Here is a 15,187-nt window from a genome sequence, read left to right on the forward strand (position 1 = left end):
GCAGGCAAAGAAAAGTAGGTGCCTGCCCCGCACAGGGGCGACGCTAATAATCCAATAACAATTCAAGGAAAGGCCAACGCCATAGGCGACCAGACAATAAGCGCCGAGCAGGCAACCAAAATCAAAAAAAGCCCAACACCACAGGCAACCCCACAAACCAGCCGCCGCGAGGCCCCTCCTTAATCCTCATCATCCGTCCACGGAATATCCACATCAGAAATAAAGGCCACCGTTGCAAACGGCCCCCCATCCTGACGCCCGATCTTCCCGTCGGCCCGCTGCCATTCAACCCTGAACACCGTGCTGGGATCATCAGCAATCAGCCGGACAGATCGAACCTCGTCCGGATCCGATTCCTCGACGGGGCCGTCGAGCGAAACCTGCAATTCCTGCGGCCACAGCCCGTCGGCAGGATCGTAAATCTTGTCGCCGTCCGCAATCAGCGTGAAAGCCTCCACACCGATCGTCGCCGACGCCTCTACGATCATCTTGCCCAACGCCCGCAGCAATGCAGTCGCCCGTGCCGAGTTGGCCTGGCGAATTGCAAGATCCCCACGCGTCAGCGCCTGCTCAAGTTTTGGGTTTGTTTTTTGTTGCGCCATTCGATGTCCTGAGTCCTATCGCTCTGTTGTGGACGGCACGCCCATTCATCGCGTACCGCTCTCCATTTTTCGGGCTGAATCCTACCACTGGTGTGGGCCGCGGCATCGCGAGCCGCGCAGCAGAGGCCAGCCAGCCCGCCCCGCTCCCACAGTTTAGGTCGCGATTCGCCGTCCGGCAGGGAGATTTGCCTTTCAGTGCGTCCCACCGCGTTTTCGAGTTCGCTTCGGCGCTGCAGCATCCGAGGGTTTCGCGCCACCGATCTCCGCGATCAGATGATCACGGAACGCCTTCACCGACGGTGGCAACTCCCGTCCGGCCATCGTCTGCACCTGAATGCTGCGCTGGCGCATTTGCGGATGCGTCAGCGGTAGCGCGACGAAGCCGTCGCCGACATAACGGTCCCGCACCGACAGCAACCCCGTGAACATGATCGCTCCGGACTTCTGCGCGTAGCGGTACGTCGCACCACTATTGTTGCAGGTGAGATCGGGCTCGAGCAGCACGCCTTCGAGCGCACAGGTGATGTCGATCAACTGGCGAATCGTCGTGCCAGGCTCCGGCAGCACCAACGGATAGCGCTGCAAATCGGCGAGCGACACCTTCGCGCGCCCGGCCAACGGATGATCGACGCGCAGCAGCGCCAGTACCGGCGCGCGCTCGGCGTGTTCGACCTTAACGCCCTTTTCCGGTGCGAGACTGAACGTCAGCGCGAGATCGGCGTCGCCATCGCGCACCCGGCGAGTCGCCTCGCCAGGCGACATCACGTGTAGCGCGAAGTCGATCCCCGGATAGTGGCTGCGAAACGCCGCCATCGCGCTGGGCAAGAAGTCCACGGCGAACCCCTCCGAACTGACGACCTTGATCATGCTGCCATGCAGCGCCTCGAGGCCGCCGATCTCCTTCATCACATGCTCCGCCTCGAGCAGGCTGCGCTGTGCGTAGGCGAGCAGACGCTCGCCCGCTTCGGAGAGCGACATGCCGCGCGGGCGCCGCTCGAACAGCGCAACGCCGAGATCGCTTTCGAGCCGCGCGATCTGCCGGCTGATCGCCGAAACGGCCACATGCAGCCGCGCGGACGCGTCGCTGATCGAGCCGGTGCGCGCCACTTCAACAAAATAGCGCAATGCAATGCCGTGTAGTGAAAGTGCCATGAGCGATGCCTTTTGCGAGCGGCTGCAGCCGCGTGCGGGGGTGTCGAGCTTTGCTTTTTTGGCAACGCAAGCTTCGAAAGACGATCATTGTGACAAAAATAACGGCCTCCTAGAATCATTTCGAAGCTGATGGCCGCGAATCAGACGTGCCACCTAGGGCGCAGCGTCGCCGCCATCCCCCCGCATCCCGTATCGGAGACAAACATGAGCCGCAACCAGGCGATCGAACACGCCACGCATCATTTCGAATCGGGCGCCTTTCTTGAGAACCTCAACCGCCGTGTCGGATTTCGCACCGAAAGTCAGGAAAGCGATCGCGCCGCCACGCTGCTGTCGTATCTGACCGACGAAATCGCGCCCGAAGTCGAAGGGCTCGGCTTCGGCACGCGCATTATCGATAATCCCGCGGAAGGGTTCGGGCCGTTTCTGATCGCTCATCGCCACGAAGACGACAGTCTGCCCACCGTGCTGATCTATGGCCACGGCGACGTAGTACGCGGCTACGACAGCCAGTGGCGCGCGCCGCTGACGCCGTGGGCCGTGACCGTCGAAGGCGAACGCTGGTATGGCCGTGGCACCGCCGACAACAAAGGCCAGCACACGATCAATCTCGCCGCGCTCGCAAGCGTGCTGGCCACGCGCGGCGGCAAGCTCGGCTTCAACGCGAAACTGCTGATCGAGATGGGCGAGGAAACCGGCTCGCCGGGGCTCGACGCGATCTGCCACACACACAAACAGGAACTGGCCGCGGACGTACTGATCGCCTCCGATGGTCCGCGCCTCGCCGCGCGCCGCCCTACGGTGTTCCTCGGCTCGCGCGGCTCGGTGAACTTCAAGCTCTCGCTAAACCTGCGCGACGGCGCACACCACTCGGGCAATTGGGGCGGTCTGTTGCGCAACCCGGCCACCGTGCTGGCGAACGCACTCGCAAGTCTGGTCGATGCGCGCGGCGTGATCGCTGTCGACAGCTTGCGTCCGCCGCCGATTCCCGAGGCGGTGCGTCGTGCGCTGGCCGATATCACGGTAGGCGGCGGGCCGGGCGACCCGGCCGTCGACGATAACTGGGGCGAGCCCGGTCTCACACCGCCAGAACGCGTGTTCGGCTGGAACAGTTTCGAAGTGCTGGCCTTCAAGGCGGGCAATCCCGAGAACCCAGTCAACGCCATTCCGTCGTCGGCATTCGCACATTGCCAGTTGCGCTTCGTGGTCGGCACCGATTGGGAAAACCTGGAGCAGCATCTGCGGGCGCATCTGGATGCGCATGGTTTTTCACTGGTCGAGATCAGCGTCGAGCGCGGTGCGCCGGCCACACGTCTGAATCCCGACGACCCGTGGGTCACGTGGGCCATCGCTTCGCTCGAACAGACCACCGGCAAGAAGACGGCGGTGCTGCCTAATCTCGGCGGCACGCTGCCAAACGAAGTGTTTGCCGACACGCTCGGCCTGCCGACCATCTGGGTGCCGCATTCGTACCCGGCCTGTTCGCAGCACGCGCCGAATGAGCATCTGCTCGGACCGGTGGTACGCGAGGGGCTACAGATCATGGCAGGACTCTTCTGGGATCTTGGCGAAAACTCACCGCACGCACACGCAACATCGACAGAAGCCGCGGCCTGAGCAATCAACCCCGCACGCCTGCATCGCGCCCGCGGTTCACCATTACCTGCATCCGTCACGAGGCACGCCCACGATGAGCACGTCCACCTTGCAAGCCAGCGCCGCGCGGCCGTCAGCCGCGAAGGTCCATCGCATCATTCTCGCGGCGTCGATCGGCAATGCGCTTGAGTGGTTCGACCTCGTCGTCTACGGATTTTTTGCGGTCACGATCGCGAAGCTGTTCTTCCCTGCGCGTACCGAAGCGATTTCGCTGATGCTCACGCTGGGTACCTTCGGCATCTCGTACCTGATCCGGCCGCTCGGCGGACTCGTACTCGGCTCACTCGCCGATCGTGCGGGGCGCAAGCTGTCGCTGCTACTGTCGATCGGCTTGATGATGATCGGCACGTTGACGATTGCCGTGATGCCGCCTTACGCGGCGATCGGTTTGTGGGCGCCGGCCGGCATCATGCTCTCGCGGCTCGTTCAAGGCTTCTCGGCGGGCGGCGAGTTCGGCGCCTCGACCGCGTTTCTCGTCGAGCATGCACCCGAGCGGCGCGGTTTCATGGGCAGTTGGCAGTTCGCCAGCCAGGGCCTCGCGACGCTGCTCGCCTCCGGTTTCGGCGCCGTGCTGACGAGCCAGCTCACAACGGCGCAACTCGAGTCGTGGGGCTGGCGTATTCCGTTTCTGTTCGGGCTCGCGATCGGCCCGGTCGGTTTCTATATTCGCCGCTTCGTGGACGAAGGCGCCGAGTTCGACACGGAGCCGAAAACCCGCACGCCGCTGCGCGATCTGTTCGGCACGCAAAAGGTCCAAATGCTGCTCGCGGTCGGTTCGCTGGTCATTTCGACCGCGGCCAACTACATGATTCTGTACATGCCGACCTATGCGATCAAGCAGTTGCACCTGCCCGCTTCCACCGGTTTCGCGGCTACGCTCGCAACGGGAGTCGTGTTGACGGTGCTGACGCCGTTCGCCGGCCACTTGTCCGATAGCCTGGGACGCATCCGCATCATGGCGGTCGCCGCAACGTTGATGCTGCTGACGGTCTATCCGACCTTCGTGTATATGAATGCACACCCGTCGTTCGCCACAATGCTGCTGGCGTTGATCTGGATTGGCGTATTGAAAGCGACCTACTTTGGCGCGCTGCCCGCGCTGATGTCGGAGATTTTCCCGACCCAGACACGCGCGACCGGTCTCGCGGTCAGCTACAACATCGGCGTGACGGTGTTCGGCGGCTTTGCGCCCTTCGTGATCACCTGGCTGATCGACGCGAGCGGCAATAAGCTCGCGCCCGGCTTCTATCTGATGTTCTGCGCAGTGGCGAGTTTGCTGGCGCTCTATGCCGTGCGCTCGAAGCTGAAGATTCGCTGAGCGAGGTTGAACGAAATTGAGGCGCGCAAGGCGGATCAACTCGCCTTGCCGCCCCGGCAACATAGCCGGGGCTATACCCAGTCAAAGTAATGGCGACTTAAGGTCAATCGCCAGTCAACCAGAAACCAACCTCAGGTCATTCGGGCCAGCATCGGATTACGTTGAGGTCCACCTCAGGCCAGCTTCAGGCCGACCGCGGGGTACGCTCAGGCCAACCTCAAGTCGACACACAACGCAACTACATCAAGGCGCCGGATTCGGCTGCAGTTCATGCAGCTTGTCGATCTCCGCGAGCACTTCCGGCGAGAGTTTCACCTCGGCGCTGGCGATGTTTTCCTTCAGTTGATCAAGCGACGTCGCGCCGATCAGATTACTCGTCAAAAACGGCCGGCTGTTGACGAAGGCCAGCGCGAATTGCGCGGGCGACAAATCATGACGCTTCGCCAGTTCCACATAGCGCGTGGTGGCCTGAACCGCTTGCGGCTTGCTGTAGCGTTGAAAGCGCTCGAACAGCGAGATGCGGGCGCCTGCCGGACGTGCGCCGCCTTCGTACTTGCCCGACAGCCAGCCGAAGGCCAGCGGCGAATACGCAAGTAAGCCGACGTTATCGCGATGCGCGTACTCCGATAGCCCCGCTTCGTATGTGCGGTTCAACAGGCTGTACGGATTCTGAATACTGACGATGCGCGGCAAGCCGAGCTTTTCCGCCGCGCGCAGAAATTGCGCGACGCCCCACGGCGTCTCATTCGACACCCCGATATGGCGAATCCTGCCTGCCTTGACGAACTCGGCGAGCACCGACAGCGTTTCTTCGATCGGCACCGTGTACGCGTCGTCGACCCACGGATACGCCGGGCGGCCGAACGTCATCGTGCTGCGATCCGGCCAGTGCAACTGATACAGATCGACGTAGTCTGTTTGCAGGCGCTTCAGACTATCGTTCAGTGCTTCGGTCAGATTCTTGCGGTCGAACTGATTGCCCTCGCCGCGAATATGACGCGGATTGTGCGGTTGACGCGCCGGGCCGGCGATCTTGGTGGCCAGCACGATCTTCTCGCGCGCGCTACGGTGCTGCGCGATCCATGTGCCGATATAACGCTCGGTCGAGCCTTGCGTCTCGGGACGCGGCGGCACCGGGTACATTTCCGCGGCGTCGATCAGATTGACGCCATGGTCGAGTGCGTAATCGATCTGTGCGTGTGCTTCCTGCTCGGTGTTCTGCTCGCCCCATGTCATGGTGCCGAGACCGATCAGGCTAACCTTCACATCCGAGTCGCCGAGTCTGCGGTATTCCATCGAACCTGTCCTGTTGATTGTGAAAACGGAAAGCGCTGACGTTACCATGTCGTCGCAATGCCTGCAGCGCGGCTAAAATGCTGCTTCAGCAGTCGCTCACTGCCACCACGCTCGATAAACTTTCCGCCGATCCATCTGCGATGAATACCGAACACCTCGAATTACTGGTCACGTGCGTGATGCCTTACGGAAAATACAAAGGCCGGCTGATCGCGGATCTGCCGGGTCACTATCTGAACTGGTTTGCGAGCCAGGGCTTTCCGCCGGGCGAAATCGGCCGTCTGCTGGCCTTGATGCACGAGATCGATCACAACGGTTTGTCGTCGCTGATCGAGCCTTTACGCAAGCGCTGAGAGCGACGCCTTCGGCAGATGCCAACCATAGGTGACGGCGAGCACGCGCAGGATGAAACACGCCGCGCATCGCATTGAGCGCGCCCTCGATCGCGAAAGCGCGGACGAAACACGGCAGCAACCTCGTACTGACTATTTCGCGAGGCGAGGCCTGCCGTGCACGCGCTCCCTGGGCAGATAGCCCAGAGCCGTCAGATGGGCGAGCAGGTGGCCTACCGCCTCCTCGATCGATACCCGATCGGTTTCGATCATGACTTCGGGCCCGATTGGTACGTCGAACGGCCCGGAAATCCCGGTGAAATTGGGAATCTCACCGCGCCGCGCACGTGCGTAGAGGCCTTTGACATCACGCGCTTCACACACCTTCAGCGGCGCGTTCACGAACACTTCGATAAAACCTTCGCCGACGATCTCGCGCGCCATGCACCGATGCCGGTGCTCCGGCGAGATCACCGCGGCAATCGCGATGAAACCCTGTTGCATGAACAGCGTCGCGACGTGCGCGATGCGCCGCAGATTCTCGGTACGGTCTTCAGGCGTGAAGCCGAGGTTGGCGGTCAGGCCACGCCGCAGCACGTCGCCGTCGAGCACGATCGAGGCATGCCCGGCTTCTTTCAGACGCTGGTGCAACGCGTCGGCCAGGGTCGATTTACCGGCGCCGGACAAACCCGCCATCCAGATGACGGCCCCACGGGTTGCGCTCATGACTTCCACTCCATCTCATTAGCCGCCGCTCCGGCATCTTGCAAAGACACACGCTCGTGTGCGCTGAAGCGGTCAGCGGACGCCAATTCCGGTCCCAGACCGTCGAACAAGGGTTGCAGCAACGCCTGCTGCGGCTGCCAGCGCTGCAGCGACGTTTTGTAGAGCGGACGGCGCACCTGCGCCGCGCTTGCCGTGTTCACCTGCCGCGTGGTCTGATGAAACGCTAAACAGCGCTCGTCCCAGTCGAGTCCGCAATGCGCGAGCAGGCGCCGGACATTGCTTTCGAAATCTTCAACCAGTTCTTCGTATTTGATTTCGATCATCGTGCCCTCGGGCAATACGCGTTGCCAATGCGCCATCAACGCGTCGTACGCGCGATAGTAGCGGCCCAGTTCACCGAGATCGTAGCTGAACGGAACGTCGTGAAAAATTCGCGAAAAAATCGACAGGCAGCTTTGCAACGGCGAGCGGCTGCTATGAATGAAGCGAGCATTTGGCAACGCCAGATGAATCAGCCCGATATTGATGAAATTGAACGGATACTTGTCGGTGAAACGCGTGTAACCCGGTACTGCGGTTTGCATTTCCGGCAGCGCCGTGTACATGCGGCGCAAATAGTCGGCGCCGAGTGTGCGCAATTGCGCGGGACCGACGCCCTGCAATGCTTCGATATCGATGCGTAACGGATCGTCCGAATCGCGGCCAATGCAATTCACCAGCACCTCGCCGAATTCCGTGCGCTCACCGGCGCCGAAAACCTGCGGATGACTCGCGAGAATCTGCTCGATCAGGGTCGAACCGGAGCGCGGCATGCCGACGATAAAAATCGGTGCGGCCGACGGTGCGCCCAGACCGCGTTTGCCCGCCAGCACATCTGAAGTCAGAAGTTCCGGCAAATGCGCGAACAGGCCGAGCGACGCCGCCTCGTCATAACGCACGCTGGCGCGGTGCAGTGCGTTGCCCTTCAGGAAGTGATCGAACGACGCATCGTTACGGCCCACATCGGACAGCGCCTGACCATACGCGAAGTGAATTTCCGCCTGATTGGCGGGGGTAAGCGAAGCGATATCGCCGACGAGGTGCTCAAGCGCGACGAACACCGGATCGTCAGCGGCAAGACGCTTGGACTGCACAAAGTTACGGTAATACAGCGGCACCTGCGGAGCGGCCTCGATCGCCCGGCGATAGGCTTCGTGCGATTCGTCGAAACGACCAAGCGCCTGCAGGCAATTACCCATGTTGTTGTACGAGCCGTCGGCTTTCGGATTCACCCGGACTGCTTCGCGATAGGCGTCTATCGCCGGTTCGAGCCGATGCATCTGTTCGAGCGACCAGCCGAGGCCATGATGCAAATCGGAGTTGCGCGGATCGACCGTGATTGCTTCGTGATAGCGGGCAATGGCTTCGGGAAAGCGGTTCAGCGCGGCGAGCGTCGCGGCGAGGCGTTCATGAAGAATGGCGTCGGCGGGATCGCGCGAGCGGGCTGCGTCGAAACATTGGAGCGCCGCCTGAAGGTCGCCGCGGGCGGCACAGGCGTCGCCTTCGGCGCACCATTCTGATGCGGTTGCCGGCTGTGGATCGTGCTTCATTAACGGCCAGGTTTTTGCAGGCTTCGCATCGAGCGGCCCGGGCAATGTGGAGTGCGTTCTTCTTCGTCCAGCGTCAGCAAGCTTGGTTCTGGATTCAAAGAGAAATTGTCTGAAGGGAAAATATCAGGCGCGCCCTACAGTTACGTTTCAAAAATTTAACGAACTATTACAGCATGATGAATCCGGCACGATCCGGAAGGTTGCCGCAACACGCGGCCGCTATGGCGCCGGATCGCCGCGCGGGCGTCATGAAAGCACGGCGGCGCATCCGGGCCGTAATTTGCGGACACAAATGCGGCTGAACTCCCGGGCACGCCGTTTTTCTCATTCATATACGAAGGAGAAAACCGTGAGCAGGCTCATTGCATCAGTCGCGATGTTGGCGGTGGCGGTAAGTCTCACCGGGTGCGTGGTCGCGCCGGGATACGACTATGCCTACGCGCAACCCTATTACCCTGGCTACGGTTACGCCTATGGGCCGGCTTACGGGACGGTCGATGTCTGGGGCGGTTGGGGCGGCGGCGGTTGCTGTTACTACCACGGGGGCGGCGGCCGCTGGCACGGCGGTGGGTGGCACGGAGGCGGTGGACATGGCGGCCACGGCAACGGCGGCAGTTCGTGGAGCAGTGGCGGCGGCCATGGGGGACATGGGCATTGACGTCAATGGAAGCCGGCATCGAATGCCGAGACGGTCCTGGTCCTGCACCGGGAGAGTTTTTGCAAAGGCCGCAACTTTTGCAAAGACCAAAACAAAAAACGGCATTGTGATTTCTCACAACGCCGTTTCGCAATTTTTTACTGCTCGAATTCTTTGGGGTGGCTGATGGGGCTCGAACCCACGACAACAGGAATCACAATCCTGGACTCTACCAACTGAGCTACAGCCACCACTGACATCTGCTTGACTTGCTGAGCAACTCGTTGCCGAGAAACTTGGCTCGTCAATGAAGAAACGAGATTATACGAACAAGAATCTCGTTTGCCTAGTCCTTTATTCAAAAATTCCGACGGGCACACGCAGATGCTGTCTTGCCTCGTCGAAGATGGTCAGGTCGCGCGCCGCCAGACGTTTGCTATCGGACAATACGCGACGCCATCCACGTGCGCCTGCCTCACCGCGGTACAGACCCAGCGCATGCCGTGTGATCGAACCAAGGTACGTGCCGCGCGCCATTTCAGCCGCGCAATATTCGATCAACTTCGACTCGACCTGCTCGCGCGTGAGCGGCGTATCCGTCGAGCCATAGAAGCGTGCATCGACATCGGCCAACACATAAGGGTTGTGATAAGCCTCGCGCCCAAGCATCACGCCATCGATATGCTGAAGATGCATCTCCACTTCATCAAGCGTCTTGATGCCGCCATTGATGATGATCTCCAGATGCGGAAAATCGCGCTTCAACTGATACGCAAAGTCGTATTTGAGCGGCGGAATCTCGCGGTTCTCTTTCGGACTCAAGCCTTTGAGAATCGCGTTGCGCGCATGCACGACGAACACGTTGCAGCCGGCGTCCGCGATCGTGCCGACGAAGTCGCGCACAAAGCCATATTCCTCGACCGCGTCGACGCCGATCCGGTGCTTGACCGTCACCGGTACCGATACGGCATCGCGCATTGCCTTCACGCAGTCGGCGACGAGTTGCGGTTCGTTCATCAAGCAAGCGCCAAACGCCCCGCGCTGCACGCGCTCGGACGGACAGCCGCAATTCAGGTTGATCTCGTCATAACCCCATTGCTCACCAAGCCTGGCCGAACGCGCGAGGTCGTCAGGCTCACTGCCACCGAGTTGCAAAGCGACCGGCGCCTCCTCGGGCGCAAACGCCAGATGGCGCGGCACATCGCCGTGCAGCAGCGCGCCTGTGGTGACCATTTCGGTGTAGAGCCACGTATGGCGCGATATCACGCGATGCAGCGAGCGGCAGTGGCGATCGGTCCAGTCCATCATGGGCGCGACGGAAACGCGACGCGGACTGGGAGTGTGAGCTGAAGACATGGGGCGGCCAGACGGCTTGAATCAAACCACAATTTTACCGCAAGTGGCCAAACGCCCCTGAAACGCCCACGACGAGCCATGAATTCCCGCAAACACCACCGATAACCGCCCCGGCAACCGGGTCTTTGAACGCCAAAACCGCTTGGCCGACGGGGTCGGACCACCGCAGACGCCTGTCGTCTATACGTCTGAGCGATTATTTCAGTGGCGAGAATAGTAATTTCAGATTATCGATACAAATTTTCGATAGTAGGGGTATACACTGCCTCCATCGACGTTGCAGACACACCTCACCGGCCCCTGCGACGCCTTCCTGAAATGAAATCGAAACGTTATCGGAGTCACACCATGAAGACCAAGCTTATCGCCGCCCTGTTGGTTGCTGCTTCTGCCTCGATCGCTGCTCCCGCATTCGCTAGCGGCTACGGCCCGGCACCGTTCTATCGTCCGTCGGTCGGCGCACCGGCTTCGCAACAAGGCCAGAACTCGCAAACCATCGCGGCTGAACGTGCTAACGCTGAATCCAACGCATACGGCGGCGTGCAAAACGTGTCGTCGCAATCGGGTGCACGTGAGCCGGCTTCGGGCCCGCAATCAGTTTTCTTCGGCCACTAATCTGTCGCCGTTGAAGGTTGCCGTTCACAAGACGGTAGCCGAACTGGGCGCCGCGCATGCAGCAATGCATGCCGGCGCCCAGTTCCGTTTACATGGCGGCCACGCCCACAGCATCAAGTCCCATCCCCGCCTTCCTCACGCCTCGCTCCCCTCCTCTTTTGGCGATTCGGAAAAACGAATCCGGTTACCAAACGGATCGATCGTCTCCAGCATTTTCCCCCACGGCTCCACTTCAATTCCCGGTTTCCCGTACTTGTAGTCTTTGCGCTGAAGTTCAGCATGCAATGCGTCGATATCCTGCACCGGCACGAAAATCGTCGAACCTGGCGTCGCGTCGCCATGATGCTCGCTCAAGTGCAAAATCAGGTCGGACCGGCTCACCTGTGCATAGAGCGGAAAATTGGCCTCGAAGCGATGTTCCCAGTCGATAGTGAAACCGAGAAAGTCCACGTAAAACTCCCTGGCTTTCTCTTCAGAGAAGATACGGATGATCGGGATGGCTGCTGCCAGGTGCATGGCGGTCTCCAGTAACTTGAAAGATTCCGCCAGCTTAATCGAACGCGCTTGCCGATTGACCGCCCTACGCGAAAAGGCACGCCCGGATCTGAAGGAAAACGGGCGCATCGTCGCGCATGAACGGCCGATGGTCGGTCAACGACGCGGGACGGTATTGCCTGCATGTCGAATGGAGCCTGCAGAATGGCGGCACGGAGGATTGGTGCGCCACCCGGAAGCCCGCCTCAGCTGCGGCATGCTCGGTGGACCATCGGCTGTCGATATGCACGAGCCGCCAGTCGATCACCACCGCGTCGTTGCGCAACACCCGAAAATGCGCCTTGACGCCGGTGAGCACCTGTTCGACCGCGACTTCGACGTCGTAGTCCTGGTAGCGCTCCTGATAGTCGCCCATGTCGAGGCCCTTCGGCTCCATGACCGCCTCCTTGGTGTGCCCATCTGAATGATCGCGAAGATAGCGGCCATGCCTCCCCACCGGGCCGCCAGCGGCTCGGAGTAGGCTCCAGCCTCCCTTTCACCTGACGATTAATCGCAATCGCCAGACAGGTACTGCCGGCCGCTACAGGTGATCTCGACTTCACCGCCGCTCGCTTCGGCGGCAAGCCCGTTCGCCAGCAACTCCGCCGTGACGGATTGCGCAAATTTCGGCATGGGCTGTCCGACGCCGACATCGTTCAGGCGGCGCAATGCTTCAACCGCCTCCGGACTTAATGACTTCGACATGGCCGTCTCCGTCGTGATGCTCAATTCATCCTAGCAAGTTTCGCGGGCGCACGCAGCGGCACGTCAAGGCATACGTATTGCGTGCTGTACGGATGCGCAGCGGCGGCAGCCGGCGAGCGGCATCGCAAGGAGGACGAGATGGAGCGAAGCAGAATGGCAGCGCTGACAGCGGGCGTCGCGCTCGCGGTATTCGGCACAGACGGCACGGTGGCGTTCGCACAAACGTCGAATCCGGCACTAAAGACACAAGGGACACAAGCAACGCAGGCGACGCCACAGAATGGCGGCGCATCGATGGTAAAACCGCCCGAGGCGGCCTCCGGCACAGGCGGTTCGAGCAATCCCGACATATGCCGATCAAGCGTCCGGGCAAACCGACCAACGACAGGATGACGCACGAGCCGCCCGCCAGCGGCGCCAACGCGAAATAGCGTCGGCACGCGCGGACGATGCGAACGGCGCAATCGGGCCCAATCGGGCGGCATTAATCGCGCCTGATCGGCCTTACAAACGCGCGATCGACACCTCCGTCGACTTCACCAGCGCGACCACCTCCGAGCCGACCTTCAGCTCGAGTTCGTCAACCGAGCGCGTGGTGATCACCGAGGTGACGATGCCGAACGGCGTATCCACATCGACCTCGGATACCACCGGCCCGCGGATGATTTCCTTGATCTTGCCTTTGAACTGATTGCGTACGTTGATTGCGGAAATGCTCATGTCGAGTGACTCCAGAAAAGCGATTGAAAACAGTCAGTCAAAGGGATATCAGACGGCCCAGCGGACCTCTGTCGGCCGCCTGAGGCGGCCCTCATCACGTGCGTCGTAAGCGCGTTGGGACAGTGCGTCGTCGTTCGGCGCCGTCTTCAGTACGCGTTGCAACACATGTTCTTCCAGCGCGGCAAAACCGGCCGACGCACGCGCCCGCGGGCGCGCAAGCGGCACCGGCTGATCGAGCGCAATGCGCCCTTCTTCGATCAGCAGAATCCGGTCGCCTAGCGCAACGGCTTCATGCACGTCGTGCGTCACCAGCAGTGCGGTGAATTGATGTTCACGCCACAGGCGTTCGATCAGTGCGTGCATTTCGATACGGGTCAGCGCGTCGAGCGCACCGAGCGGTTCGTCCAGCAGCAGCAATTGCGGCCGATGCACCAGCGCCCGCGCTAGCGCCACACGCTGACGCTGACCGCCGGAAAGCTGTGCCGGCCAGTCGTTGGCGCGCTCCAGCAAACCGACTTCAGCGAGCACGGCGCGCGCGTCGTCACGGGCGCTGCGGCCGAGGCCGAGCATCACGTTCTGCAGCACGCTCTTCCAGGGCAAGAGTCGTGCGTCCTGGAACATGATCCGGGTGTCGAGCGGCTGGCCGTCTTCGGTGCGTTTTTCGAGCACGCCCGACGTCGTCTTTTCCAGACCCGCGACCAGTCGCAACAAGGTCGATTTCCCGCAGCCGCTGCGACCGACAATCGCGACGAAACTGCCGCGCTCGATCGACAGATCAAAATCGGACAACACCTTGCGTTCGCCGTACTGCTTGCCGACGCCGCGCAACTCGACCGAATATTCGGCGGACCGGCGCGCGTCATTGCGCGCCGATGCACCCGCCGCCGAGGGCACTACACCCACTTGACGGCGATCGTGCGCCGGATCTGCACGGTCGAAACCGGCAGACTCCTCTGCGTCGTGATCGACGGTGCGCGGTTGCGCCAGCTCGGCTTCGAGATCGCTGCCCGCGATGCCGCCAAACGACGCCGACAATGTCGTTGCACTCATGCTTTCGCTCCTCGTTGATAGGCCGGATGCCAACGCAGCGTCACACGCTCAAGGCTCTTGGCCAGCACGTCGGCGAGTTTGCCGAGCACCGCGTACAGCAGGATGCCGACCACCACCACATCGGTTTGCAGAAATTCACGTGCGTTCATCGTCATGTAGCCGATGCCTGACTGCGCGGAAATGGTTTCAGCAACAATCAGCGTGACCCACATCAGCCCGAACGCGAAACGCACGCCGACCAGAATCGACGGCAATGCCCCCGGCAAGACCACATGCCGGTAAAGTGCGAAACCCTTCACACCGTAACTCCGCGCCATCTCGATCAGATTGGCATCGACTGAGCGGATGCCGTGGAACGTGTTCACATAGATCGGGAAAAACACGCCCAGCGCTACGAGAAACACCTTCGCTTCTTCCTCGATACCGAACCACAGGATCACGAGCGGGATCATTGCCAGCGCGGGAATGTTGCGGACCATCTGTACGGTCGAATCGAGCGCGATTTCGGCAGGTTTGAAGAGACCGGTCGCGAGACCGAGTACCAGTCCGATCCCGCCGCCGATCGCAAAACCCGACACAGCGCGCCACGTGCTGACCTTCACGTCCGCCCACATTTCTCCGGACTGGATCAGCGACCACGCAGCTTTTACGACCGCGAGCGGTTCGGGCAGCACACGCGTCGAGAGAATGCCGCTACGCGCGGCGAATTCCCACGCCAGCAGAATCGCCAGCGGCGCGAGCCACGGCGCAAGATGCGCACCGATGCGGCGTAATACACCGAGACCCGCGCCTGAACGCGCGCCCGAGCCTGCGTGTGTGCCTCGTTCCGCACTCACAGTGGATTGAGCCATGATGATTTCCTCATTGCTTATCGATGGGCGTCGTTGCCGAACCGAGCG

16 protein-coding genes, 1 tRNA gene and 1 pseudogene are annotated in these 15,187 nt (G+C 61.3%); 5 read left to right on the forward strand and 13 right to left on the reverse strand.

Annotated features, from left to right (window positions below):
- Positions 1-179: 179 nt before the first annotated feature.
- Together PQR40_RS37575 and PQR40_RS37580 are read right to left on the reverse strand one after the other, a co-directional pair.
- Positions 180-602 (reverse strand): hypothetical protein, encoded by a 423-nt coding sequence (locus tag PQR40_RS37575; RefSeq protein ID WP_408222845.1) that lies wholly within the window; start codon positions 600-602, stop codon positions 180-182.
- A gap of 192 nt (positions 603-794) precedes the next feature.
- On the reverse strand, positions 795-1,754 hold the full coding sequence (locus PQR40_RS37580; RefSeq protein ID WP_408222843.1) for a LysR family transcriptional regulator: 960 nt from the start codon (positions 1,752-1,754) through the stop codon (positions 795-797).
- A gap of 204 nt (positions 1,755-1,958) precedes the next feature.
- Between PQR40_RS37580 and PQR40_RS37585 the strand changes: the two genes are divergently transcribed.
- Complete coding sequence (locus tag PQR40_RS37585) at positions 1,959-3,371, forward strand: M20 family metallopeptidase (RefSeq protein ID WP_408335679.1); 1,413 nt, start codon at positions 1,959-1,961, stop codon at positions 3,369-3,371.
- Between the two features lie 73 nt (positions 3,372-3,444).
- On the forward strand, positions 3,445-4,728 hold the full coding sequence (locus PQR40_RS37590) for an MFS transporter (protein ID WP_408222838.1): 1,284 nt from the start codon (positions 3,445-3,447) through the stop codon (positions 4,726-4,728).
- Positions 4,729-4,971: 243 nt separating this feature from the next.
- Here the strand turns inward: PQR40_RS37590 and PQR40_RS37595 are convergent, their stop codons facing one another.
- Positions 4,972-6,024 (reverse strand): NADP(H)-dependent aldo-keto reductase, encoded by a 1,053-nt coding sequence (locus tag PQR40_RS37595; RefSeq protein WP_408511171.1) that lies wholly within the window; start codon positions 6,022-6,024, stop codon positions 4,972-4,974.
- A gap of 140 nt (positions 6,025-6,164) precedes the next feature.
- On the opposite strand from PQR40_RS37595, the gene PQR40_RS37600 reads away from it, so the two are divergent.
- Positions 6,165-6,377 (forward strand): DUF3820 family protein, encoded by a 213-nt coding sequence (locus PQR40_RS37600; protein ID WP_408223255.1) that lies wholly within the window; start codon positions 6,165-6,167, stop codon positions 6,375-6,377.
- 132 nt (positions 6,378-6,509) lie between these two features.
- Here PQR40_RS37600 and cysC read toward each other — a convergent pair whose 3' ends face one another.
- Both cysC and PQR40_RS37610 read right to left on the reverse strand, forming a co-directional pair.
- Positions 6,510-7,082 carry an adenylyl-sulfate kinase gene (cysC, locus tag PQR40_RS37605; RefSeq protein ID WP_408511172.1) on the reverse strand — a complete coding sequence of 191 codons (573 nt, stop codon included), beginning with the start codon at positions 7,080-7,082 and terminating at the stop codon, positions 6,510-6,512.
- Positions 7,079-8,671 (reverse strand): tetratricopeptide repeat-containing sulfotransferase family protein, encoded by a 1,593-nt coding sequence (locus PQR40_RS37610; RefSeq protein WP_408511173.1) that lies wholly within the window; start codon positions 8,669-8,671, stop codon positions 7,079-7,081. Before PQR40_RS37610 ends, cysC begins: the two co-directional genes overlap by 4 nt.
- 349 nt (positions 8,672-9,020) lie before the next feature.
- Between PQR40_RS37610 and PQR40_RS37615 the strand changes: the two genes are divergently transcribed.
- Positions 9,021-9,329, forward strand: a complete 309-nt coding sequence (locus PQR40_RS37615) for a hypothetical protein (RefSeq protein WP_408222830.1) — start codon at positions 9,021-9,023, stop codon at positions 9,327-9,329.
- A 154-nt stretch (positions 9,330-9,483) separates the two neighbouring features.
- On the opposite strand, the gene PQR40_RS37620 is transcribed toward PQR40_RS37615, so the two are convergent.
- Both PQR40_RS37620 and dusA read right to left on the reverse strand, forming a co-directional pair.
- Positions 9,484-9,559: transfer RNA gene (locus PQR40_RS37620), tRNA-His, on the reverse strand.
- A 103-nt stretch (positions 9,560-9,662) separates the two neighbouring features.
- Positions 9,663-10,664 (reverse strand): tRNA dihydrouridine(20/20a) synthase DusA, encoded by a 1,002-nt coding sequence (gene dusA, locus PQR40_RS37625; RefSeq protein ID WP_408222711.1) that lies wholly within the window; start codon positions 10,662-10,664, stop codon positions 9,663-9,665.
- 348 nt (positions 10,665-11,012) lie between these two features.
- On the opposite strand from dusA, the gene PQR40_RS37630 reads away from it, so the two are divergent.
- A complete protein-coding gene (locus PQR40_RS37630; protein ID WP_408335688.1) occupies positions 11,013-11,279 on the forward strand; it encodes a hypothetical protein in 267 nt (88 codons plus the stop codon).
- 135 nt (positions 11,280-11,414) lie between these two features.
- Here the strand turns inward: PQR40_RS37630 and PQR40_RS37635 are convergent, their stop codons facing one another.
- The 6 genes and pseudogenes from PQR40_RS37635 to ssuC form a co-directional block, all read right to left on the reverse strand.
- Positions 11,415-11,795 (reverse strand): glyoxalase superfamily protein, encoded by a 381-nt coding sequence (locus PQR40_RS37635; protein WP_408335691.1) that lies wholly within the window; start codon positions 11,793-11,795, stop codon positions 11,415-11,417.
- A 205-nt stretch (positions 11,796-12,000) separates the two neighbouring features.
- Positions 12,001-12,210, reverse strand: a pseudogene (locus tag PQR40_RS37640) (hypothetical protein); the annotation flags it as partial.
- A gap of 110 nt (positions 12,211-12,320) precedes the next feature.
- On the reverse strand, positions 12,321-12,518 hold the full coding sequence (locus tag PQR40_RS37645) for a hypothetical protein (RefSeq protein WP_408335694.1): 198 nt from the start codon (positions 12,516-12,518) through the stop codon (positions 12,321-12,323).
- 504 nt (positions 12,519-13,022) lie between these two features.
- On the reverse strand, positions 13,023-13,238 hold the full coding sequence (locus PQR40_RS37650; RefSeq protein ID WP_323048236.1) for a TOBE domain-containing protein: 216 nt from the start codon (positions 13,236-13,238) through the stop codon (positions 13,023-13,025).
- Positions 13,239-13,286: 48 nt separating this feature from the next.
- On the reverse strand, positions 13,287-14,288 hold the full coding sequence (locus PQR40_RS37655; RefSeq protein WP_408222689.1) for an ATP-binding cassette domain-containing protein: 1,002 nt from the start codon (positions 14,286-14,288) through the stop codon (positions 13,287-13,289).
- Entirely contained in the window at positions 14,285-15,139 is an 855-nt protein-coding gene (ssuC, locus tag PQR40_RS37660) for an aliphatic sulfonate ABC transporter permease SsuC (RefSeq protein ID WP_408335700.1), read from the reverse strand. Before ssuC ends, PQR40_RS37655 begins: the two co-directional genes overlap by 4 nt.
- Between the last annotated feature and the right edge of the window lie 48 nt (positions 15,140-15,187).

It is taken from the genome of Paraburkholderia sediminicola (assembly GCF_046026855.1).
Classification (GTDB): domain Bacteria; phylum Pseudomonadota; class Gammaproteobacteria; order Burkholderiales; family Burkholderiaceae; genus Paraburkholderia; species Paraburkholderia sediminicola_A.